Source organism: Lactococcus petauri (genome assembly GCF_002154895.1).
In the GTDB taxonomy this organism is placed as follows: Bacteria; Bacillota; Bacilli; order Lactobacillales; family Streptococcaceae; genus Lactococcus; species Lactococcus petauri.
In genome coordinates this window covers 115,525-136,290 of sequence record NZ_MUIZ01000001.1, presented here as the reverse complement: position 1 = coordinate 136,290, position 20,766 = coordinate 115,525, and the positions used below count along the sequence as shown (strand labels likewise).

Here is a 20,766-nt window from a genome sequence, read left to right as displayed (position 1 = left end):
ACAGTGTTAGATAATTAATAGTGTTAGGAATGGAAGATATGGATTACAATCAAGCAGCAGAAACTTTTTTATCTTGTGTGAAGAGTCGCAGTAAAACTGAAGTTATGAGCCGTTTTAGTAAGTATGCGCATGGTGAAAAACTCGTTTTGGTTGGCCTCTATAAAAATACTGGCTCACCAATTTTACCTAGTGACATTGCGAAGCAAACCAATATGAGTACAGCGCGAGTAGCAACAATTCTCAATAATCTTGAGGAGAAAGGACTTGTTACACGTGAAATTTCTCGTACGGACCGTCGTAAAATTTTAGTGGCTATCACGGCTAAAGGTCGTGAAGAAGCGGAGCAATCAAGAAAAGAAGCAGTGAGCCGTATTGTGAAAATCCTTGAACGAATGGGCGAAGAACGCACCAAAAGTTTTGTCGAAAATGTCCAACTATTTTTTGATTTAGCAATGGAAATATTTGAGGAGGAAAACGAAAAAGTATGACTGAAGAATTAACAAAAGATCAGCCACTCGATATTCATGGGAAACCATTTAATCGAGGGATTGTTCTTGCACTTATTTTGATTGCTACTTTTGGAGGGATGCTCATGCAAACCTCATTGGGTACAGCAATGCCCACATTGATGAATGATTTTAATATCTCTTTAGCTACGGGGCAACAAGCCACAACATGGTTCTTGTTGGCAAACGGAATTATGATCCCTGTATCGGCCTATTTAACAACAAAATTCCCAACACGCTGGTTGTATTTGATTTCTTATGCAATTTTATTGGCTGGAATGTTTGTCGCCTATTCGGCACCGACTTCGACATGGAGCGTCTTTTTAGGAGCTCGTATCATGCAAGCTATTGCCGTTGGTATTTCGATGCCCTTGATGCAGGTTGTTATGGTCAATATGTTCTCACCAAAACAAATGGGTGCTGTTATGGGTGCTATGGGACTTGTTATAGGTCTTGCACCAGCAATTGGCCCTACTTATGCAGGATGGATTCTAGATAAAGATCATGTCATTTTAGGATTCACTCTGGAACAATCATGGCGTACAATCTTCTTGATTCCAATGGTTGTTATTGCCATTTGTTGGGTATTGATGCTTATTTTTATGCGTGACATTGTGCCTAATCGTGACATGAAGCTAGATTTTATGTCATTAGTCGAATCAGTTCTTGGTTTTGGGCTCTTTTTATGGGGTTTTACAAATGTAGCTAGCGATGGCTGGGGTGATCTTCAAACGGTTATCCTACCTATCGTTGCGGGGGTAGCAATCATTGCTCTCTTTGTCCGTCGTCAATTGCATATGGAAACACCATTCTTAAATGTTTCCGTATTTAAAAATAAACAATTTGCTTTGACAACCGTTGTTATGGCACTTTCAATGATGGCTATGATGGGTGTTGAGATGATGTTGCCTTTGTATATGCAACAAGTCCACGGTCTTTCACCATTGAGTTCAGGTTTGACACTCTTACCTGGTGCCTTGATGATGGGGATTGTGAGTCCACTTGCGGGTGCTGCTTATGATAAAGTAGGTGCGAAACGCTTGGCCCGTGTTGGTTTTACCATTTTGGCCATTGGTACAATTCCATTTATGTTTTTGACAACAACAACACCAGAACACTTTATTACTGTGCTCTATGGTTTGCGTATGTTTGGTATTGCGATGGTAATGATGCCTTTAACTGCATCAGCCATGAACGCTTTACCACGCGAACAATCAGCACATGGTACTGCAGCAAATAGTACAGCACGTCAAGTTGCTTCAGCTGTTGTTGTGGCGCTCTTAAGCTCTGTTACGCAAAATATTATTACCAATTCACAACCTGCAGCAAGCTTGAAAGAGTCCAACCCACTTGCTTTTGCAGGAGATATGTTAGATGCCATGCTTAAAGGCTATCACGCCTCTTTCGCTATAGGGTTAGCCTTTGCTATCCTTGGGCTCGTGCTTTCATTTTTCCTTCAAGGGCATATTGTTAAAAACAAAAAAGAAGTAGGAGGTGAGAAATAATGATTATCATACTTATTGTTTTATTTACACTTTTAACCTTCTACGGCTTTATCCACATTGATAAAATATTTTGGCGTGGTCTTGTTGGTGGTTTATCATTAGTCCTACTCACAGCATCAGTTATGGCTTTGACAATACACATTAAAGATAACTGGGGTATGGAGAAAGTAACTTCTACTGAAACGAAGAAAATTTACACAGCAGGAGATACTAATGCTGCCTTTGGGATGCTTTTAAAAGCAGAAATCGGTCAAGATACTAATAATTATGCTTTAGTCTACCGTACAAACAAAGAAGATAAGGAGCCTGAAGTTCATTTCCAACCGGATCAAAAACATATGGTTGAAACTTTGAAAAAAACGGCAGACTACAAGCTGACGTCTGAGTCTGAAGCCAAAGTTGTTACAACAACAGTCAAATGGAAATTTAAAGACAACTTTATGAAGTTCCTTTTCGGTATTGGCGGAGAAGAAGGAAAGCTTGTTTCTCAACACGCGCGTGCTTACGTGCCTAAGGATACGTGGCTCGTCTTGACCCAAGATGAAGCTAAAAAACTTCAACAAGAAGTACCAGCGATGCAAGCTCAGCAAGAAGCAGCACTGAAAGCAAATCCTGCGCAAGCAAAAGCAATGATGGAACTACAAAAGAACAGCCCAGAGGAATTCACAAAACTGCAAGTTAAGCAGATTAAAGAACGCCTAGGCCTTAAAGAATAACAAGAGAGTCTGAATTTATTCAGACTTTTTTCTTTTAAAGTGTATAGAAAACTGAACTCTTCCCTAATATACGTAAAAAAACAGGAAATGTAACTAAATTGTAATTTTATTCGCTGGGAAATATTGTAAAATAGTGAACATAGAAAGGTTGGTATTATAAAAGTGAACTCTGATAGTAGAAAAAGAATCAGGAACTTGGTGATTGGTGCTCTTCTTACGGCTTTAGGGATTTTAATTCCGATGATTATGCCGGCAAAAATCGTAATTGGCCCCGCATCATTTACTCTTGCTTCACACGTGCCAGTTATGGCCGCTATGTTCTTTAGCCCTTATTTAGCAGCGCTTGTAGCTGTTGGGACCACACTTGGTTTCTTTATTAGTGTCCCAGTTCCCCTTATCTGGATGCGAGCAGCAACTCATATTGTAGTAATGACTGCTGGTGCTTGGTTCTTGAAGAAGAATCCAGATTTAGTTGACAAAAAAGTTAAACTACAAGTTTTTAACCTGATTTTGGGAGTTTTCCACGCAGGATTGGAGGCCTTGGTTGTTTTAGCCTTTTATCGTATTGGTTTTGCAGATCTTAACCCTCAAGCCTTAAATAGCTTGCTTATGCTTGTCTTCTTCGGTGGAATTGTTCATAGCTTTGTCGATTTCAACCTTGCATTTGGTTTATGTAAAGTCCTCAATAAAATTTATACTATTGATGTCTTTAAAAATTCAAAATTAAAATCATTAGCAGAATAACACCAGACAATTGCGCTCATGAAGAGCGCTTTTTTGTATCTTCTTCCTTCTTGGATATGATATAATTGAGTAACTATGGAAAAATTATCAGATGCGGAAATGTATACTTGGGAATTTTTGGAAGAAAACAAGTCAAAAGTTCAATTGATGTCAATTACTCAAATTGCTGAAGAAGCACATGTGAGTACAGCCACAATTGTGCGAACTCTCAAAAAAAGAGGATTTGATGGCTTTGCCGATTTCAAAAATTCTCTCAAAAGAAATAAAAATGGAGCTAATGCGGAAGAAAATAAGATAGTTGGTTTGTCTGATGAGGCTAATCAATATGTTTTTAAGAACTTGATTGAAGTTTCACGGACGATTGGTTTACTTAACCCTGCCGACTTGGAAGCTATTTCGAAAGCTTTAGTGGAAACGAAGATGATCATGACAGTAGCGCGTGGCGCAAGTGAAGCTGTAGCGGATGATATGATTCATCGGTTTCAAACGCTAGGGAAAAATGCAATCAGTCGTTACTATGATGATATGGAAATGTATGCTGAAAAACTGACTTCAGAAGATATGATGCTTATCGTTTCTTCAACAGGTGAGGAGAAAATCATTGTTTCTGCAGCTAAAAAAGCAAAGAAGAAGGGTGCAAAAGTAATAGTTCTGACAAGTAACTACCGAAGCCAATTGGCCCAAATGAGTGACTACTATCTACTTGCTTATCAAAGTAAATTAGAGAAAGAAGAACTCTATGGAGATGCTGGAAGTATTTTACCTTTAGAAGTCATTTGTCGTATTATGGTGGATATGTTTACTATCTATCGCGCAAAAGGTACAATCAGATAAAAGAAGACAAGTTAGTAACTTGTCTTTTTTTGTAAAGTTTTTCAAGATATTTCATGAGAAAGCGAATACATTTTCAGAAATGTTTAAGATATAATAATTATATTCTTTAAAGATAGCGTTTTCATGAAGCGCTTAAATATATCATATCGGAGGACTAACTGTGGAAGCACAACTCTCTACAAGTCAGCAAAATACAACACAAGAAGTACAGGTGGGCAAAGCTGTTCCTGTCATCCTTTTATTGATGATTTTTTCTTTGGTCATTGATAATTCTTTTAAAATAATTTCCCCTAAACTGGTTGAATATTTCCATGTTTCTGCGAGTACAGTAGCTTGGCAAGTGACCTTGGCCGGATTAGTTATAGGGATGGGAGCAGTCGTCTATGCATCCCTTTCTGACAGTATTAGTATTCGTTCATTACTTATTTTTGGTATTCTTTTGATTTCTGCAGGTTCCTTTATGGGTTACCTGGTTCATGATAATTACTGGTTGGTTGTTTTTGCGCGTGTCATTCAGGCAGCTGGATTGGGTGCTACTGAAACCCTCTATCTTATTTTTGTAGCCCGCTATGTTGCACCAGATAAGCAAAAAAAATATTATGGCTTTTCAACGTCTAGTTTTCAAATTGCGACAGTTATTGGCACTTTGACTGGAGGATTTATCACTACGCATTTGGCTTGGCAAACACTTTTCCTTGTGCCGTTACTTTCTTTATTGGTTATCCCCTTCCTTTTAAAATATCTTCCCAAAGAATCTGGTGAGAAAAAATATATTGATGTGATGGGAATTATGCTTGTTGCAGCTGTTGCTGTTACTGCAATGGTTTACCTGACCAACTTCTCGTGGCTTGTTCTGATTGGTTTTATTTTGGCAACAATTGTTTTCTTACTTTATATTTCGAAAAAGAAAAATGCTTTTATTACGATTGACTTCTTCAAAAACAAATTGTTTGTCTTTACTTTGATTGCTGCACTTTTGATCTACTCGACACAAGCTGCCTTTACCTTGAATACATTTTCATTTTTGCTTACAAATGTGTATCAAATGCAATTAGATAGTGTATCTTTGATGTTTATTCCTGCATGTTTAGCAGCTGCGATTGTAGGTAGTCTTTCAGGAGCAATTGCTTCCAAACTTAATTCATTTAAAGCCGTTATTGTTTCAATGGTGACTATTGTGGTGACAATTGTGCTTGCTGCATTGTTCATGGGAGCCTCAGTTTTCCTTTTCACAGGCTTACTTATTTTAAGTTCATGTGCTTTTGCCATGATGTATGCACCACTTATGCACACAAGTTTGGAAAAAATGCCAGAAGAAAATAAAGGAACAGCAATTGGTTTCTACAATCTTTGCATCAATATTGCAATGTCAATCGGGTTTACTTATTCTTCACGTTTTATTGATGGTGTAAATCTTCATGTTTTTGCGGCAACCGTCAAAGGACATTATAGTGAAGTTCTTCTCATGATTGCATGTGTAGCCATTGCGGCTTTAGCAGTTTTCGTTTTTCTCATCAAAGGGCAACTTCCGAACGAGAAAAGTTTTTCTGCATGAAGGTTTAGCTCTGGAAACCTATTCATCACTAAATAGTTTATAATGATAATATAGAAGTTCACTAAGTAAGGAGAAAATAATATGCCTAAGAAATTTAATCGTGTTCACCTCGTAGTTATGGATTCCGTTGGAATCGGTGCTGCACCAGATGCAGATAAGTTTTTCAACCACGATGTAGAAACACACGAAGCAGTAAATGATGTGAATTCGGATACAATTGGTCACATCTCAGAAATCCGTGGTCTAAATGTTCCTCATCTTCAAGAAATGGGCTGGGGCAATATCCCACGCGATACAGCCCTAAAAACTATTCCAGCTGCTGATCAGCCTAAAGCTTATGTGACCAAGTTACAAGAAGTTTCTAAAGGTAAAGACACAATGACAGGGCACTGGGAAATCATGGGCTTGAATATTCAAACTCCTTTCCCAACATATCCGGAAGGATATCCTGAAGATCTCCTTCAAAAAATTGAAGAGTTTTCAGGCCGTAAAGTCATTCGTGAAGCCAACAAACCTTATTCTGGAACAGCTGTTATCGATGATTTTGGACCACGTCAAATGGAAACAGGCGAGTTGATTATTTATACTTCAGCTGATCCTGTGTTACAAATTGCGGCACACGAAGATATTATTTCTCGTGAAGAATTGTACAAAATTTGCGAATACGTGCGTTCAATCACACTGGAAGGTTCTGGTATTATGATTGGTCGTATAATTGCTCGTCCTTATGTGGGTACACCAGGGAACTTTACACGTACTGATGGCCGTCGTGATTATGCCTTGAGCCCATTTGACGAAACAGTGTTAGAAAAACTTTATAATGCTGGCGTAGATACATACTCAGTAGGTAAAATCTCTGATATTTTCAACACAGTTGGTGTGAAATATGATATGGGACATAATAAAAACGATATGGATGGTGTCGATCGTCTTCTCAAAGCAATGCGTAAAGAAGAATTCGTTGAAGGCTTTAGCTTTACGAACTTGGTTGATTTTGATGCGAAATATGGTCACCGTCGTGATGTAGAAGGTTATGGACAAGCGATCGAAGACTTTGACGGACGTTTGCCTGAAATTCTTGAAGCCATGCATGAAGATGACTTGTTAATGATTACAGCTGATCACGGGAATGATCCAAGCTATGTAGGTACAGACCATACACGGGAATATATTCCACTTGTTATCTTCTCACCTTCATTGAAAGAACCAAAAGTTCTACCTTTGGGCCACTTCGCGGATATCTCTGCTACTATTGCAGATAATTTTAATATTGACAAGGCTGAAATCGGGGAGTCCTTCCTTGGAAGCTTGGTCTAATTCATGACTAAAAAAGTTTTTTGTCAATCTTGCGGTATGCCTTTAGCACAAGCGGTCGATTTTGGAACGGAAAGAAACGGCCAAGCAGCTACCGAATATTGTAGATATTGCTACCAGAATGGCTCTTGGACACAACCCAATATTACTTTGGAAGAAACAATTGCTTTAGGAAGTAAAGCCTTGGAACAACTGGAAATATCAGGAATTAAAAAATGGCTCCTCAAGACACTTTACCCGATGCAAATAAAGGGCTTGAAGCGCTGGAAAAAATAAAAATTAAAGGAACACAAAAATGGAATTGAAAATGAAGTTAGCTGAAACGACAAAATACCTCAAAGATCAAGGTGTTGGCGCTATTGATGTCGCTCTTATCTTGGGATCAGGTTTGGGAGAATTAGCAGGAGAAATTGAAAATCCTGTTATTATCAAATATGAAACAATCCCTCACTTCCCTATTTCAACAGTTGTTGGTCATGCTGGACAACTCGTTTATGGTGATTTATCTGGTAAGAAAGTTATTGCTATGCAAGGGCGTTTCCACTTCTATGAAGGAAATACAATGGAAGTTGTGACTTATCCTGTACGTGTGTTCTCAGCTCTTGGTACACCATCAATTATTGTTACCAATGCTGCAGGTGGAGTAAATAAAGACTTCGCACCTGGCGACTTGATGATCATCAACGATCATATCAACTTCATGGGAACAAACCCATTGATTGGCCCTAATGATGATGAAATCGGACCACGTTTCCCAGATATGTCACAAGCCTACGACAAAGCCTATCAAGAGCTTGCTAAGGAAACAGCAGCAGAAATGTCAGCTAAAGTTCAAGAAGGGGTCTACATGGGCTTCACCGGACCTACTTACGAAACACCAGCAGAAATTCATATGGCTCGCACGATGGGAGCTTCAGCCGTAGGTATGTCAACTGTTCCTGAAGTTATTGTGGCTGTTCATTCAGGAATGCGTGTTCTAGGGATTTCATGCATTACTAACTTAGCTGCAGGAATGCAAAGTGAACTTAATCACGCTGAAGTTGTTGAGACAACAGAACGTGTGAAAGAAACATTTAAAACACTTGTTAAGAATGTTTTAGTGAAAATGTGATAAAATAAGAGAAAACGTGTTAGCGTTTTCTTTTTTTAGTGAAGAAAGCTGGCACCAAAATAACCTAAACATAAGGAGTAACTATGTCAGTTCATATCGAAGCTAAAAAAGGTCAAATTGCAGATAAAATCCTCTTGCCAGGCGATCCATTGCGTGCCAAGTTTATTGCTGAGAATTTTCTCGAGGATGCTCAACAATTTAATAATGTGCGAGGCATGTTGGGCTATACAGGGACTTATAAAGGACACCGTATCTCAGTTATGGGAACAGGCATGGGAATGCCATCAATCTCCATCTATGCACATGAATTAATCACCGAATACGGCGTGCAAAAATTAATCCGAGTAGGCACAGCAGGTGCGCTAAATGAAGATGTGCATGTACGAGATTTAGTCTTGGCACAAGGCGCTGCCACAACTTCACGCATTATTAAAAATGACTGGCCACAGTTTGATTTGCCGCAAATTGCTGATTTTGATTTGTTAGATAAGGCCTATCACATTGCGAAAAACTTAAATATTCCAACCCATGTAGGAAATGTTCTTTCGGCTGATTTATTCTACAGTGATATTGATACGCTGGCTATAGGTAAATTGGGCGTAAAAGCAGTAGAGATGGAAGCAGCAGCTCTTTATTACTTGGGTGCAAAGCATAATGTCCAAACATTAGGAATCATGACCATCTCTGATAGTCTAGTGACGGGAGAGTCAACAAGTTCAGAAGAACGTCAAACTACCTTTACTGATATGATGCGTGTAGGGCTTGAAACACTTATTGTTTAGGAAAAAGTAAAAGTTAAAGCCGAACATTCAAAGGGTAAAATTATTAAATTTAGCATTTGCAAAGGAAATTTCCAAATGTTTCTGTTAAAATGATAAGAAAGTTATGGAGATTAGGGAGTTATTTAAAAGATGAAAACAGATATCGAAATTGCACAAGAATGCAAGATGGAAGCTATCACAGACGTCGCTGAAAAAATTGGTTTAAGTTTTGAAGATATCGAACTTTACGGAAAATATAAAGCAAAAATACCACTCGAAAGCCTTAAAAAGTTTGAGGATAATGCTGAGGGAAAACTTGTCTTGGTTACATCCATTAACCCAACTCCTGCTGGTGAAGGAAAATCAACGGTGACAGTTGGACTAGCAGATGCCTTTGCACGCTTGAACCAAAAGGTAATGGTGGCGCTACGTGAACCTTCATTGGGCCCTGTGATGGGGATAAAAGGTGGTGCAACAGGTGGAGGATATGCTCAGGTTCTTCCGATGGAAGATATTAACTTGCATTTCACAGGCGATATTCATGCCATGACAACAGCGAATAATGCTATTGCAGCACTTTTAGATAATCATATCTTCCAAGGAAATGCTCTAAACATCGATAGTCGTCGTGTTGTTTGGAAACGTGTCTTAGATATGAATGACCGCGAGCTTCGTCATATTGTTGCTGGCTTAGGCAGTGTAGTTAATGGTGTGCCCCGTGAGGACGGTTTTGATATCACGGTAGCCAGTGAGATTATGGCTGTTTTATGTTTGGCTACCTCATTGACAGATTTGAAAGAACGTCTTTCACGTATTGTTGTGGCTTATACTTATGATCGTCAGCCGGTCACTGTGGGTGATTTAGAGATTGAAGGTGCAATTACAGTCCTATTGAAAGATGCACTTAAGCCAAATCTGGCCCAAACTATTGAAGGGACACCCGTATTAGTACATGGCGGTCCTTTTGCCAATATTGCTCACGGCTGTAACTCTGTTTTAGCCACAAAAACAGCCTTAAAATTAGCAGATGTAACTATTACAGAGGCTGGATTTGGAGCAGATTTAGGTGGCGAAAAATTCCTTGATATCAAAACACGTCAACTGGGAAAAACCCCTGATGCTATTGTAATTGTTGCTACTCTTCGTGCATTGAAAATGCATGGTGGTGTAGCTAAAACGGAACTAACTGGCGAAAATGTTGCAGCCGTTACCCAAGGCTTTGCAAATCTGAAACGCCATATTAAAAATATGGCGAGCTATGGTGCGCCAATCGTTGTAGCCATTAATCAATTTGCCAGCGATACTGAGGCGGAAATAGCTGAGTTAACACGACTTGTTGAAGCAGAAGGTGTTGCTGTGAGTTTGACACAAGTCTTTGAAAAGGGCGGCGCAGGTGGAATTGATTTAGCCGAAAAACTAACAAGTATTTTCACGCAGGAAGCAAGAGAGTTCCATTATCTTTATGATTTAGAAGCATCGGTAGAGAGCAAGATTACAACAGTTGTGACACAAATTTATGGTGGCAAGAAAGTTAATTTTTCTGCAAAAGCAGCGCGTCAATTAACAGAAATTGAGGAGAATGGTTGGGATAAGTTGCCTGTTTGTATGGCGAAGACACAATATTCATTTTCTGATAATCCTAAACTTCTGGCAGCACCAGAAGGCTTTGAAGTTACCGTGCGTGAGTTGGTGCCAAAGATTGGAGCAGGATTCATCGTGGCCTTGTTAGGTGACGTGATGACTATGCCTGGCTTACCTAAAAAACCAGCGGCTTTAAATATGGATATTGACGAAACCGGGAAAATTACTGGTTTGTTTTAAGCAAAGGAGAACGATGGTAAAAGCAAAACTCACCCCTTTTATTACATTAAATGGTAAGGCCAAGGAAGCGATGACTTTTTATGCTCAAGTTTTGCCAGACACAAAGATTATACGGATGGAGTTTTATCATGAAAACCCAGCTTTTTCTGAGCTGAAAGAAGAACTTGTTTTATATGGAAGTTTGGAAATAAAAGGGACAGAACTTTTCTTTCTTGATATGCAAAAAGAATATGCAGCACCAACACCAAATTGGTCAAATTCCCTTCTTCTGGACTGTGCGACCGAGGCTGAATTTGATGAAATCTTTGCAGCTTTAGCAGACCAAGGAAGCGTGATGATGGGGCCGGAAGCTGTAGGAGATATTCGTAAATGTGCCTGGATCACTGACAAATTTGGCATTACATGGCAACCGGTCTGGAAATAAAGAGAAATAGTTATCCTTTTTTGCGGATAACTTTTTTGTTTGCTGATATTAAATAAATAAAATGCCGGCATAAAAAAATCTTAACCCCTCGATAAACAAATAATATGACAAACCAATAGGGAGCGTGATAAACTTTAAATATCAAAAAATTAAGGAGAACATTACTATGAAAAAGTCACTGAAGCTTTCACTCGCGCTCGTTTCGCTTATCGCCGCAGGAGCTTTAGCTGCTTGCAGTAATGGTGGTTCATCAAGTAAAGAAGAATCAAAAACCAAGCAAACGGAGATTGTTGTAGCTACAGATGGAGCAACTAAACCCTTTACCTATTCTGATAATCAAGGAAATTTAACAGGATATGACATTGAGGTTGCACGTGCTGTCTTTGATAAGTTACCTGAATATAAAGTAACGTATCAAGCGGTTGACTTTTCTGGGATTGTTCCAGGTTTGGACAGTGGACGTTATCAGATGGGAGCCAATGATTTTGGTTGGTCAAAAGAACGTGCAGAAAAATATAATTTTTCATCACCAATTTCTAAATCGAATAATGCAGTATTAACGAAAGATGGTGATTATAAAACCCTAGAAGATCTTGCAGGTAAAAGTACAATCGGTAATCCAGCTTCTAACTATACAAAGATTATCAATGATTGGAACAATGCGCACCCAGATAAGAAAATAAATATCAGCTACTCTTCAGATAGCACATCTATCAATACACGCTTTAACCAGATTGAATCTGGGAAGATTGATTTCATGCTTTATGATAAAATCTCTCTGCAATCAAGTATTAAGGATCAAGGGTTTGATAGCTTGAAAATTCAAGATATCGATACTTCAACAGGTGATCCTGAACATGACGGTTATGAGTATTTCCTCTTTGCAAAAGATGATGCTGGCAAAGAACTTCAAACTAAAGTCAACAAAGTACTTGCGGAGCTTGAAAAAGATGGTACCTTGAAAAAACTTTCAGAAAAATTCTTTGATGGAGATTTTGTACCTGAAGCAAGCAAGTTTAAATAAATATTTCACAGACAAGAAAAAATTTTTAGTTTCTTGTATAATAGTAGGAGTAGTGTAAAAGCTGTCCCTGAGTCTCTCACACACAAATGCTTGTGGCACGAGTGAGGGGTTCAGACAGCTTTCTTTGATGAAGAGAATAAAAATGAATAAAAATAAAAAAATAATTTTAGGCTTGGGAGTTTTGCTCCTGTTGATTATTTTGCCTATGCTTCCCTTTTTAATCATGCAAGGGCAATATAGTTTTGACGAATTTTGGACGATGTTTTTCACCAAAATTTTTAGTTGGAAAGACTTTACAGCAGCCTTTGTACCAATCATTAAAATGATTCCTATTTCATTGCAGATGACACTTATCGCAATGTTCTTTGGTCTTATTTTGGGATTGCTCCTTGCACTTGTCAGAATAAATAAAATTCCTATTTTAGATCAGTTACGTGCCTTGTTTGTTTCCTTTACACGTGGGACACCAATTCTGGTACAACTTTATTTAACTTATACAGGGATTCCCTTGATTCTTAAAGCAATCAATATGAATTACGGAACAAATTATACAGTTAACTCGGTTCCTGCTATGCTCTTTGTGATTGTGGCTTTTGCCCTTAACGAAGGTGCTTATAATTCAGAAACAATTCGCTCAGCCATTCAATCAGTAGATAAAGGTCAAATCGAAGCAGCACGCTCCCTAGGAATGACAAATTTTCAAGTTTTTTGGCGTGTAACCTTACCTGAAGCAGCTTCTGTTGCAACAGCGCCATTAGGCAATGCTTTGATTGGCTTACTCAAATCAACTTCACTCGCTTTTGTTGCTGGTGTAGTCGAAATGACCGCTCAAGCCCAAATAATTGGCGGTTCAACCTTCCGTCTTTTTGAAACCTATTTGGCTCTGGCCTTAATTTACTGGCCAATCTGTATCGTTCTGGAAATCTTGATTCGTAAGATTGAAAGCAAACTGGAAATCAAAATGCCTAAAGCAGCGCGGAAAATCTCACTTGGACGCAATCCTTTTGATAATGGGGTGACCAACAAATGATAAAAATTTCAAATTTAAGTAAATCTTTTGCAGGTAATGTTGTTCTTGATAATCTTAATCTGGAAATTAATGAAGGTGATGTCATTGCGCTTATTGGTGCATCAGGTGCCGGTAAGTCAACATTTTTACGCTCTATTAATTATCTGGAAGAAGCAGACAGTGGACAGTTAGAAATTGATAATTTTAAAGTCGACTTTGAACATATCAGTAAACAAGAAATTCTTGAGCTTCGTCGCAAAACAGGAATGGTCTTCCAGCAGTTCAATCTCTTTGAACGTCGTACAGCCCTCCAAAATGTGATGGAAGGTTTAATTCAAGTTAAGAAAATGTCCAAAGCAGAAGCACAGAAGCTTGCTGAGGAAAATTTAAGAAAAGTCGGTCTTGAAGATCGTATGGATTACTATCCAAAATTCTTATCCGGCGGTCAAAAACAGCGTGTAGGAATAGCACGAGCGATGGCAATGCAGCCAACTTTGCTCTTGCTTGATGAGCCGACATCAGCGCTTGATCCGGAACTTGTTGGCGAGGTACAAGACACTATTCTCAATGCAGCTAAAAATAAACAAACAATGGTTTTGGTGAGTCATGAGATGGACTTTGTCTATAATGTTGCTACAAAAGTACTCTTCCTTGAAAAGGGTAAAATCATTGAAGAAGGTAGCCCTGAGGAAGTGTTCCATCATCCTAAAAATCCGCGGACGAGTGAGTTTCTCTCTCGTCATGTTAAAACCATTGATATAGGAAGTTCAAATGATTAATTTAGTTTTACAGTTTTATCTTAAAGGTTTACTCATTTCTTTTTTAGTTGTAGGTTTACTCAGTCTTTTGTACGGTTTTATCTATTGGCTCCGTAATCATCATAAACCCCGAAATGTCTGGCGCAATCGTTTATTTGACATTATTTTGGTGGATATTTTGACGATTCCGATTTTGAGTTTTGCAGTTGTTGGTATACTGATTATTTTAAGAATCAGATGATTGTAAATCAAAATAATGGCAAATAATCAAAAGAGAATTTATAATGGTTCTATACTTGAAGAGGTGAATTATGACAGAAAAAATTTACGATGTAGTAGTTATCGGTGCAGGGCCTGCAGGCATGACCGCAGCTATGTACAGCGCTAGAAGTGAAATGAAAACCTTGCTTTTGGAACGAGGTGTTCCGGGCGGGCAAATGAATAATACAGCAGAAATTGAAAACTACCCAGGCTATGGTCAAATCATGGGTCCTGAACTTTCAATGAAAATGTATGAGCCTTTAGCTGATCTTGGTGTTGAAAATGCTTATGGCTTTGTCACATCAATCGTCGATAATGGTGCAACTAAAACAATCAATACTGAAGAAGAAGTATTTGAAACAAAATCAATCATCATTGCGACAGGAGCAAATCACCGTAAGTTAGGAGTTCCTGGAGAAGAAGAATACGGTGCCCGTGGTGTATCTTACTGTGCTGTCTGTGATGGTGCATTCTTCCGTGATCAAGATATCTTGGTTGTTGGTGGTGGTGATTCCGCTGTTGAAGAAGCCATTTTCTTAACTCGCTTTGGTAAAACAGTAACAATTATGCATCGACGCGACGAATTACGTGCGCAAAAAATTATTCAAGAACGCGCCTTTGCTAACGATAAAATAAAATTTATCTGGGATTCTGTTCTTGAAGAAATCAAAGGTGATGAACGTAAAATTGAATCTGTACGTTATAAAAACGTTAAGACAGGTGAAGTTACAGAAGCCAACTTCGGTGGTCTCTTTATCTATGTAGGTTTGGATGCCGTATCTGAATTTGCTCGTGATTTAGGTATTACAGATGAAGAAGGTTGGATTATCACAGATGCTACGATGAAGACAAGCATTCCAGGTATCTTTGCCGTTGGTGATGTTCGTCAAAAAGATTTCCGCCAAATTACTACTGCAGTAGGTGATGGAGCCCAAGCAGCTCAAGAAGCTTACAAATATGTAGAAGGTTAAACAAAAAAGAACGTGCATTACTGCCGTTCTTTTTTGTTTTTATCGTTCGTATTCTAGTAGCAAATGTGTTATAATCTTATTAGTGTAATTCTGATTAAGGAAGAAAAGTATATATGGATAAAGTAATTTACGACGTTTTACTCGTCATTATGTTGGTTATTTCTGCAATTTTAGTTATTTCAATTTTGATGCAACCTTCTAAACAAGATGGTGCTGCTGATGCTTTTTCAGGTGGTTCAGGCGAGCTATTTGAACGACGTAAAGCGCGTGGTTTTGAGGCTGTGATGCAACGTTTTACAGGTATTACTATTGGTATTTGGCTTGTACTTGGTTTCATCTTGGTCGTTCTCTCTACGAAATAAAAGAATGACAATATGCAAAATGAAGCGGTCGAAAAATAATGGACCGCTTTTTTTATTTAAAAAGAAAAATTTATAGACAAATGTTAACCACTAGTGTAAATTTTTTGATACAATTTAAATACATAATTTCATAATTTCAATTTACTCTTCAACTTGGAGAGTTTTTTCTTTTGACTAAAAAGTCCCTTTATCTTTTAAAGGGACTTTTTAGTATTCTTCAGGTATTTAACGATAAATTTTCGCAAATATAAATCGTGAACTTGGACCGACCAAAAGTAATTGAAGAGGAAGTGCAACGACGATGTTTAATGCCCATGTTTTACCATACAAGAGAAGAAGACTATCTGTTGTTGGTGTCCCTTCCATGATAATCCCAAAAATAGACATAAGGGTAACCATTCCTAGAATCATAAACAAGGAAATAAAAATACCAAGTTGCGCAGGAGAAGGCTGTAAGTTCTTTTTTTCGATATGAGAAAAGACAATTTTTTTCGCCAGCGGACCAACAAGTGCAAGATCAAGTATGACAGCGACAAGTAGAGCGAGTGGAAAACCAGTAGCTACATTTCCCCAACTTTCCATACTTATACCGCTGGCTTTAAAAACATTATACATGGTCATTCCAAAAACCATCATTCCAGCAATTAATCCGGTAAAAACAAGTTCTTCTTTAAAATTTTTAGGCATCTTTTTTTCTCCATTCTTTTTAAGTGCACTATATCATAACATAAATGACCGTGTCTTCGTAAGTGAAAACTTGATAAAGAACAAAAAAAGTAAAAATTCAAGGACAATTAAAGTAAGTTGCAGGATTTTAGTCACTAAAAAATTTTTGAAAAAATAATCTTAAATACTTGACGTTTACAAAAGTAAACGATATAATACAAATATAGTTTACAAACGTAAACGAAAAGGGACAAAAAATGAAAATTAAAAAAAACATAAAACGATGTTGAGGCTGTATCAAAAATAGGCAAGTCTAATCTGTATCAGAAAGAGGAAATGAAATGACCAACTATATTTTTAAACCCGGCGATGAAAGCCTTGCACCTGTTCTGGTTTTGCATAGCACAGGTGGTGATGAAGAGCAGCTGATTCCATTGGCTGAAGACTTATTTCCCAATCACCCTCTCTTATCCATTCGTGGACGCGTCAGTGAGCAAGGGATAAACCGCTACTTTAAACTCAAAGGTCCTGGTTTTACGAAAGAAAATTTTGACTTGGAATCGCTGAGCCAAGAATCCCAATGGTTAGCTACAGAAGTGACACGTTTAGGACAAAAATATCAGCTGGATCTTACGCGACTTGCAGTGATTGGTTATTCTAATGGTGCGAATGTTGCACTATATATGCAACTGAAAGGCATAATGCAATTTGATAGAGTTTTAGCCTTTCATGCCATGCAACTTACCGATATAGAAGAACCCGTAATTGCAGATGAAAGTAAAATTTTTCTGACTCACGCGGACAATGATCCTATCGTAAGTCGAGCAAATCTGGAAGAGCTCTCTTCTGACTTGCAAAAGACAGAATGTGAGCTGGAAGTATTTAAAACCAGTTTTGGTCACCAATTAAGCAATGATGAACTTGTAGCAGCAAAGAAATGGTTAGCAGCATGAAGAAAAAGATAAGCTTACATGAACATGTCTTTCCAATCGAGAAAATCATAAAAAAACTAAAAAAAGAGGAAAATCCCATGAACACAGAAATTGAAACACAAAATATCCTTGGTGGAGTTCACCACGTTACAGCAATCACATCAAGCGCACAAAAGAATTATGACTTTTTTACAAATATCTTAGGCTTACGTTTGGCAAAATTAACCGTCAATCAAGATGATTATGAGACTTATCACCTTTACTTCACAGGGGAAGATGGGAAAAGTCCAAATATGACCTTCTTTGACTTCAAAGATATTCCCAAAGGAATGCATGGGGCAAACAATATTGAGCGTGCTTCGTTTCGTGTACCAAGTGACGCTTCTCTTACTTACTGGACAGAGCGTTTTGAAAAAGCGCATGTTAAACATGGCGAAATTAATGTCAAATTTGGCAAGAAAACACTCGAATTTGAAGATTTTGATGGTCAAAAATACCAATTGATTTCCGATCAAGACAACACAGGTGATGCTGCACTGGATCGTTCATGGCTTCTCTCAAATGTAGCGCCTGAACATGGAATCATTGGCATGGGTCCAGTCTTTGTGAAAGTTACGGACACTTACAATTTACGGATTATTTTGGAAACAGTCTTTGGCTTCCGTTATGCTGGTCAAGAAAATAATTTGCATCTTTTTGAAGTAGCCAATGGAGGCAATGGTGCAGCTTTGATCATTGAAGAAGCGCAAGAAAATGAGCGTTATGCTTATCAAGGCTACGGTACAATTCACCATTTAGCATTAGGAACGACAAATCCTGAAACTTTAAATTACTGGATTGAACGTATTCAAGCCTTTCGTTTACCACATTCTGGCTTGGTGGATCGTTTCTACTTCTCTAGCGAATACGTGCGTGTAGCTCCGGGTGTTCTGTTTGAAATTGCTACATTTACACCAGGTATTGGCGCTCTTGATATGGCTGAGTCAGGTGATGGTGCTGTCGACAGTTATGAAGAGGCATTAATTACTTCAGGTTTCTGGATTGACGAATCAAAAGAAGAAGCAGGGAAAGACCTAAGTTTACCTCCTCATCTCTTCCCAGAAGATGAAGCTGTCAAAGCACGTACAGCAGCAAGTTTACGTCCTCTAGATACTTCGGATACGATGCGTGATCGTAGCCATGATGAATTATGGACTGTTGAAAAAGTTGTTGAACGTCGAGAAGGTGAAAGCCTTGAAGCTTTTGAACAACGTTATCTTGGAAAATAAATAATATAATAAAAAAACGTTTCTGTCCTTATGACAGAAACGTTTTTTATTATAAATTAAAGCGATAGCCCACGCCCCAAATAGTTTCGATAGGCTGTGTTGGCGACTGAACGCTTTTGAATTTTTCTCTTAGTCTTTTAATATGAACAACAACAGTAGCAACATCTGTATCATAAATATCCATCTCCCAGATTTGTTCAAATAAGCTTTCCTTGCTCCATACTCGATTTGGGTGTTCGGCTAAAAAGAGCAACAGTTGGAATTCCTTGTTCGTGAGGATGATTTCTTTGTCTAATACGTAAACCTTATGTGAATCCTTGTGGATGATAAGGTCATCTATCTTAAGAATATCGGAGTTTTCTTTAGGTTTTAAAAGTTTATAGTTCTGGATATGAGCTTTGACTCGTGCCACCAGTTCATTGGGACTGAATGGTTTAATCATATAATCGTTAGCACCCAAGCCAAGTCCGCGAATTTTATCAATATCTTCTTTTTTTGCGGAAACAATCATGATAGGCGTTTGTTTTTTATTTCGAATTGCTTTACAAATCTCAAATCCATCAACCCCAGGAAGCATAATATCCACGATAATTAAGTCAAAATCTAGATTTAGAGCAGTGATTAAACCAGCTGTTCCGTCTGTTTCAATCACAGCATCCATTCCGTTAATTTCCAAATAGTCCTTTTGTAAGTTGGCGATACTCACATCGTCTTCGATGATTAAAATTTTATCTTTCATTGTTACTCCTTATGCTTTAGGCAGAATTATTATAATACGTGTGCCTTTATTTAAAGTACTTTCGGCATGAACAGACCCTCGATGTTGTCCTACGATTTGTTTGACAATACTCAGCCCTAAACCACTGCCCTTTATCTGAGAAGTGCGCGACTTATCAGATCGGTATAAACGATCGAAAATATAAGGTAAGTCCTCAGGTGAAATTCCTCTGCCATTGTCTTCAAATATAAACTGGACACCTTTTGAGGTTTTAAATAAAGTGAGTATAATCTCTAACTGCTGCTCTGCTTGCGCAAATTTAAAACTGTTTTGGATGAGGTTTTGCATAACTCGGTCAAAGTAAGCTGTATCCAACAGCACAGGAAGTTCATCTTGTGGGAGCTGAAGGATAACATTGACATTTTCGTGTCTTGCAATTTCGGATTCAAACTTCTGAATATAGAAGGTAAAGTCGATTTTGCTAAAACTTAAGTTGACACTATCCATATCCAGCTTCGAGTAAAGGAAGAGTTCATCGATAAGTTCATTGAGTACCAAGCTCTTTTCATGGATGGTTGCCAAATAAAGTGCTCGTTTTTCTGGCGTCTGGGCAATGTTTTCCTGCAAACCTTCGACATAACCAAGGATTGAAGTTATCGGTGTTTTAAGATCATGCGAGATGTTGGCAATCAGTTCTTTGCGATTTTCTTCATACTTTTTCTGAACCAGACGTGCAGCTTGAAGATCCGTCCACATCTGGTACAAACTTTCTTTTAGCTGTTCAACCTCTTTTGCACCCTTTGAATCATCAGTAAATGGATTTTCCGTAAGTATATTATCCTGTTCGATCAGATAGCGGGCATTTTTTTCTAGAGTAACTAAGGGTTTGATGACGGTTTTTGAAAGCCGCTTACTGATAAACCAGAAAATAAGAGCAGATAAAATGAGAATGAACAGAATCATCCAGATGCCCCAACGAATGAAGAACTCAAATAAGTTAGTTTGTCTTTTTAAAATTAGAAAATCACCAAAAGTCCCATCTTCATATCTAAAGCTGTACTTGATGTAATTATAAAAACGTCCATTGTTATCCATCGTGCCTGTCGGATTAAGATTGCTTTCGTCGAACTCAGGCATATGAACCCGAAGTGAAGAAGCTTTCAGCTCTTCGGAATGATAGAGGACATTATTGCCTTTGCGAATGACGATATTAATATTTTGCTTTTCGATGCTCTGAATAATATCTTTGGCTTCGTCCTTTAAAGGAGGCTCAAGAAGATTTGGCGAACTTTTTACCAATGTTTGCAAAGTCAGAAAACTTTGCTTTTCTTGCTCTGAGAGAGGCTGGTTTGTCGTTAACATACTGTAAATATTTTTTATAGAAGGAATCTTACCCAAAGTACTGTAAGATACAACAGAAAAAATTAAGAACACAGAAACTAATGTCACTGCGATAGCACTGATGTAAGTTGTGATAAATCTATGTTTTATTGTCATATAGCTCTT

23 protein-coding genes are annotated in these 20,766 nt (G+C 38.1%); 20 read left to right on the top strand and 3 right to left on the bottom strand.

Features of this window, described 5'->3' with window-relative positions; translation table 11 throughout:
• Positions 1–38 precede the first annotated feature (38 nt).
• The 18 genes from BZZ03_RS00785 (at position 39) to secG (ending at position 15,676) form a co-directional block, all read left to right on the top strand.
• Positions 39–488 (top strand): MarR family winged helix-turn-helix transcriptional regulator, encoded by a 450-nt coding sequence (locus tag BZZ03_RS00785; protein WP_029343317.1) that lies wholly within the window; start codon positions 39–41, stop codon positions 486–488.
• Positions 485–2,011: an MDR family MFS transporter gene (locus BZZ03_RS00780; RefSeq protein ID WP_019292130.1), complete on the top strand. Its 1,527-nt coding sequence runs from the start codon at positions 485–487 to the stop codon at positions 2,009–2,011. Before BZZ03_RS00785 ends, BZZ03_RS00780 begins: the two co-directional genes overlap by 4 nt.
• Positions 2,011–2,727 carry a DUF4811 domain-containing protein gene (locus BZZ03_RS00775; RefSeq protein ID WP_061413253.1) on the top strand — a complete coding sequence of 239 codons (717 nt, stop codon included), beginning with the start codon at positions 2,011–2,013 and terminating at the stop codon, positions 2,725–2,727. Before BZZ03_RS00780 ends, BZZ03_RS00775 begins: the two co-directional genes overlap by 1 nt.
• A gap of 162 nt (positions 2,728–2,889) precedes the next feature.
• Positions 2,890–3,471: a hypothetical protein gene (locus tag BZZ03_RS00770; RefSeq protein WP_004258153.1), complete on the top strand. Its 582-nt coding sequence runs from the start codon at positions 2,890–2,892 to the stop codon at positions 3,469–3,471.
• A gap of 75 nt (positions 3,472–3,546) precedes the next feature.
• A complete protein-coding gene (locus BZZ03_RS00765; RefSeq protein ID WP_019292127.1) occupies positions 3,547–4,305 on the top strand; it encodes a MurR/RpiR family transcriptional regulator in 759 nt (252 codons plus the stop codon).
• 160 nt (positions 4,306–4,465) lie between these two features.
• Positions 4,466–5,860 (top strand): MFS transporter, encoded by a 1,395-nt coding sequence (locus tag BZZ03_RS00760; RefSeq protein ID WP_019293163.1) that lies wholly within the window; start codon positions 4,466–4,468, stop codon positions 5,858–5,860.
• An 81-nt stretch (positions 5,861–5,941) separates the two neighbouring features.
• Complete coding sequence (locus BZZ03_RS00755) at positions 5,942–7,177, top strand: phosphopentomutase (protein ID WP_086582063.1); 1,236 nt, start codon at positions 5,942–5,944, stop codon at positions 7,175–7,177.
• Positions 7,178–7,180: 3 nt separating this feature from the next.
• Positions 7,181–7,450: a zinc ribbon domain-containing protein gene (locus tag BZZ03_RS00750; protein WP_019292125.1), complete on the top strand. Its 270-nt coding sequence runs from the start codon at positions 7,181–7,183 to the stop codon at positions 7,448–7,450.
• A gap of 19 nt (positions 7,451–7,469) precedes the next feature.
• Positions 7,470–8,285 carry a purine-nucleoside phosphorylase gene (locus BZZ03_RS00745; protein WP_086582061.1) on the top strand — a complete coding sequence of 272 codons (816 nt, stop codon included), beginning with the start codon at positions 7,470–7,472 and terminating at the stop codon, positions 8,283–8,285.
• Positions 8,286–8,368: 83 nt separating this feature from the next.
• Positions 8,369–9,067, top strand: a complete 699-nt coding sequence (deoD, locus tag BZZ03_RS00740) for a purine-nucleoside phosphorylase (protein ID WP_061413250.1) — start codon at positions 8,369–8,371, stop codon at positions 9,065–9,067.
• Positions 9,068–9,196: 129 nt separating this feature from the next.
• A complete protein-coding gene (locus tag BZZ03_RS00735; RefSeq protein ID WP_086582058.1) occupies positions 9,197–10,867 on the top strand; it encodes a formate--tetrahydrofolate ligase in 1,671 nt (556 codons plus the stop codon).
• A gap of 13 nt (positions 10,868–10,880) precedes the next feature.
• The gene (locus BZZ03_RS00730) at positions 10,881–11,291 is read left to right on the top strand and encodes a VOC family protein (RefSeq protein WP_086582056.1); all 411 of its coding nucleotides are present in this window, start codon (positions 10,881–10,883) and stop codon (positions 11,289–11,291) included.
• Positions 11,292–11,457: 166 nt separating this feature from the next.
• Positions 11,458–12,315, top strand: coding sequence for an amino acid ABC transporter substrate-binding protein (locus BZZ03_RS00725; RefSeq protein ID WP_017369767.1), 858 nt, complete (start codon positions 11,458–11,460; stop codon positions 12,313–12,315).
• Between the two features lie 142 nt (positions 12,316–12,457).
• Entirely contained in the window at positions 12,458–13,345 is an 888-nt protein-coding gene (locus BZZ03_RS00720) for an amino acid ABC transporter permease (protein ID WP_004258125.1), read from the top strand.
• Entirely contained in the window at positions 13,342–14,103 is a 762-nt protein-coding gene (locus BZZ03_RS00715) for an amino acid ABC transporter ATP-binding protein (protein WP_061413248.1), read from the top strand. The genes BZZ03_RS00720 and BZZ03_RS00715 overlap by 4 nt, the downstream gene beginning before the upstream one ends.
• Positions 14,096–14,323, top strand: a complete 228-nt coding sequence (locus tag BZZ03_RS00710) for a DUF4059 family protein (protein ID WP_004258121.1) — start codon at positions 14,096–14,098, stop codon at positions 14,321–14,323. Before BZZ03_RS00715 ends, BZZ03_RS00710 begins: the two co-directional genes overlap by 8 nt.
• Before the next feature lie 70 nt (positions 14,324–14,393).
• Positions 14,394–15,314 (top strand): thioredoxin-disulfide reductase, encoded by a 921-nt coding sequence (trxB, locus tag BZZ03_RS00705; RefSeq protein ID WP_004258118.1) that lies wholly within the window; start codon positions 14,394–14,396, stop codon positions 15,312–15,314.
• A gap of 113 nt (positions 15,315–15,427) precedes the next feature.
• Positions 15,428–15,676 carry a preprotein translocase subunit SecG gene (gene secG / locus BZZ03_RS00700; RefSeq protein ID WP_004258115.1) on the top strand — a complete coding sequence of 83 codons (249 nt, stop codon included), beginning with the start codon at positions 15,428–15,430 and terminating at the stop codon, positions 15,674–15,676.
• A gap of 225 nt (positions 15,677–15,901) precedes the next feature.
• Here secG and BZZ03_RS00695 read toward each other — a convergent pair whose 3' ends face one another.
• Positions 15,902–16,363, bottom strand: coding sequence for a DUF2798 domain-containing protein (locus BZZ03_RS00695; protein ID WP_086582054.1), 462 nt, complete (start codon positions 16,361–16,363; stop codon positions 15,902–15,904).
• A 320-nt stretch (positions 16,364–16,683) separates the two neighbouring features.
• Between BZZ03_RS00695 and BZZ03_RS00690 the strand changes: the two genes are divergently transcribed.
• Both BZZ03_RS00690 and BZZ03_RS00685 read left to right on the top strand, forming a co-directional pair.
• Positions 16,684–17,295 carry an alpha/beta hydrolase gene (locus BZZ03_RS00690; RefSeq protein WP_019293156.1) on the top strand — a complete coding sequence of 204 codons (612 nt, stop codon included), beginning with the start codon at positions 16,684–16,686 and terminating at the stop codon, positions 17,293–17,295.
• Between the two features lie 77 nt (positions 17,296–17,372).
• A complete protein-coding gene (locus BZZ03_RS00685) occupies positions 17,373–18,542 on the top strand; it encodes a VOC family protein (RefSeq protein WP_029343325.1) in 1,170 nt (389 codons plus the stop codon).
• A 49-nt stretch (positions 18,543–18,591) separates the two neighbouring features.
• Here BZZ03_RS00685 and BZZ03_RS00680 read toward each other — a convergent pair whose 3' ends face one another.
• Both BZZ03_RS00680 and BZZ03_RS00675 read right to left on the bottom strand, forming a co-directional pair.
• Complete coding sequence (locus BZZ03_RS00680; protein ID WP_086582052.1) at positions 18,592–19,281, bottom strand: response regulator transcription factor; 690 nt, start codon at positions 19,279–19,281, stop codon at positions 18,592–18,594.
• Between the two features lie 9 nt (positions 19,282–19,290).
• Positions 19,291–20,757, bottom strand: coding sequence for a sensor histidine kinase (locus BZZ03_RS00675; RefSeq protein WP_086582050.1), 1,467 nt, complete (start codon positions 20,755–20,757; stop codon positions 19,291–19,293).
• Positions 20,758–20,766 lie beyond the last annotated feature (9 nt).

What these genes read in the sequence shown, in the direction of transcription:
- BZZ03_RS00785 (WP_029343317.1), top strand. Translation starts at nt 39, where the DNA reads ATGGATTACAATCAAGCAGCAGAAACTTTTTTATCTTGTGTGAAGAGT.
- BZZ03_RS00780 (WP_019292130.1), top strand. Translation starts at nt 485, where the DNA reads ATGACTGAAGAATTAACAAAAGATCAGCCACTCGATATTCATGGGAAA.
- BZZ03_RS00775 (WP_061413253.1), top strand. Translation starts at nt 2,011, where the DNA reads ATGATTATCATACTTATTGTTTTATTTACACTTTTAACCTTCTACGGC.
- BZZ03_RS00765 (WP_019292127.1), top strand. Translation starts at nt 3,547, where the DNA reads ATGGAAAAATTATCAGATGCGGAAATGTATACTTGGGAATTTTTGGAA.
- BZZ03_RS00755 (WP_086582063.1), top strand. Translation starts at nt 5,942, where the DNA reads ATGCCTAAGAAATTTAATCGTGTTCACCTCGTAGTTATGGATTCCGTT.
- BZZ03_RS00750 (WP_019292125.1), top strand. Translation starts at nt 7,181, where the DNA reads ATGACTAAAAAAGTTTTTTGTCAATCTTGCGGTATGCCTTTAGCACAA.
- BZZ03_RS00745 (WP_086582061.1), top strand. Translation starts at nt 7,470, where the DNA reads ATGGAATTGAAAATGAAGTTAGCTGAAACGACAAAATACCTCAAAGAT.
- deoD (WP_061413250.1), top strand. Translation starts at nt 8,369, where the DNA reads ATGTCAGTTCATATCGAAGCTAAAAAAGGTCAAATTGCAGATAAAATC.
- BZZ03_RS00735 (WP_086582058.1), top strand. Translation starts at nt 9,197, where the DNA reads ATGAAAACAGATATCGAAATTGCACAAGAATGCAAGATGGAAGCTATC.
- BZZ03_RS00730 (WP_086582056.1), top strand. Translation starts at nt 10,881, where the DNA reads ATGGTAAAAGCAAAACTCACCCCTTTTATTACATTAAATGGTAAGGCC.
- BZZ03_RS00725 (WP_017369767.1), top strand. Translation starts at nt 11,458, where the DNA reads ATGAAAAAGTCACTGAAGCTTTCACTCGCGCTCGTTTCGCTTATCGCC.
- BZZ03_RS00720 (WP_004258125.1), top strand. Translation starts at nt 12,458, where the DNA reads ATGAATAAAAATAAAAAAATAATTTTAGGCTTGGGAGTTTTGCTCCTG.
- BZZ03_RS00715 (WP_061413248.1), top strand. Translation starts at nt 13,342, where the DNA reads ATGATAAAAATTTCAAATTTAAGTAAATCTTTTGCAGGTAATGTTGTT.
- BZZ03_RS00710 (WP_004258121.1), top strand. Translation starts at nt 14,096, where the DNA reads ATGATTAATTTAGTTTTACAGTTTTATCTTAAAGGTTTACTCATTTCT.
- trxB (WP_004258118.1), top strand. Translation starts at nt 14,394, where the DNA reads ATGACAGAAAAAATTTACGATGTAGTAGTTATCGGTGCAGGGCCTGCA.
- secG (WP_004258115.1), top strand. Translation starts at nt 15,428, where the DNA reads ATGGATAAAGTAATTTACGACGTTTTACTCGTCATTATGTTGGTTATT.
- BZZ03_RS00695 (WP_086582054.1), bottom strand. Translation starts at nt 16,363, where the DNA reads ATGCCTAAAAATTTTAAAGAAGAACTTGTTTTTACCGGATTAATTGCT.
- BZZ03_RS00690 (WP_019293156.1), top strand. Translation starts at nt 16,684, where the DNA reads ATGACCAACTATATTTTTAAACCCGGCGATGAAAGCCTTGCACCTGTT.
- BZZ03_RS00685 (WP_029343325.1), top strand. Translation starts at nt 17,373, where the DNA reads ATGAACACAGAAATTGAAACACAAAATATCCTTGGTGGAGTTCACCAC.
- BZZ03_RS00680 (WP_086582052.1), bottom strand. Translation starts at nt 19,281, where the DNA reads ATGAAAGATAAAATTTTAATCATCGAAGACGATGTGAGTATCGCCAAC.
- BZZ03_RS00675 (WP_086582050.1), bottom strand. Translation starts at nt 20,757, where the DNA reads ATGACAATAAAACATAGATTTATCACAACTTACATCAGTGCTATCGCA.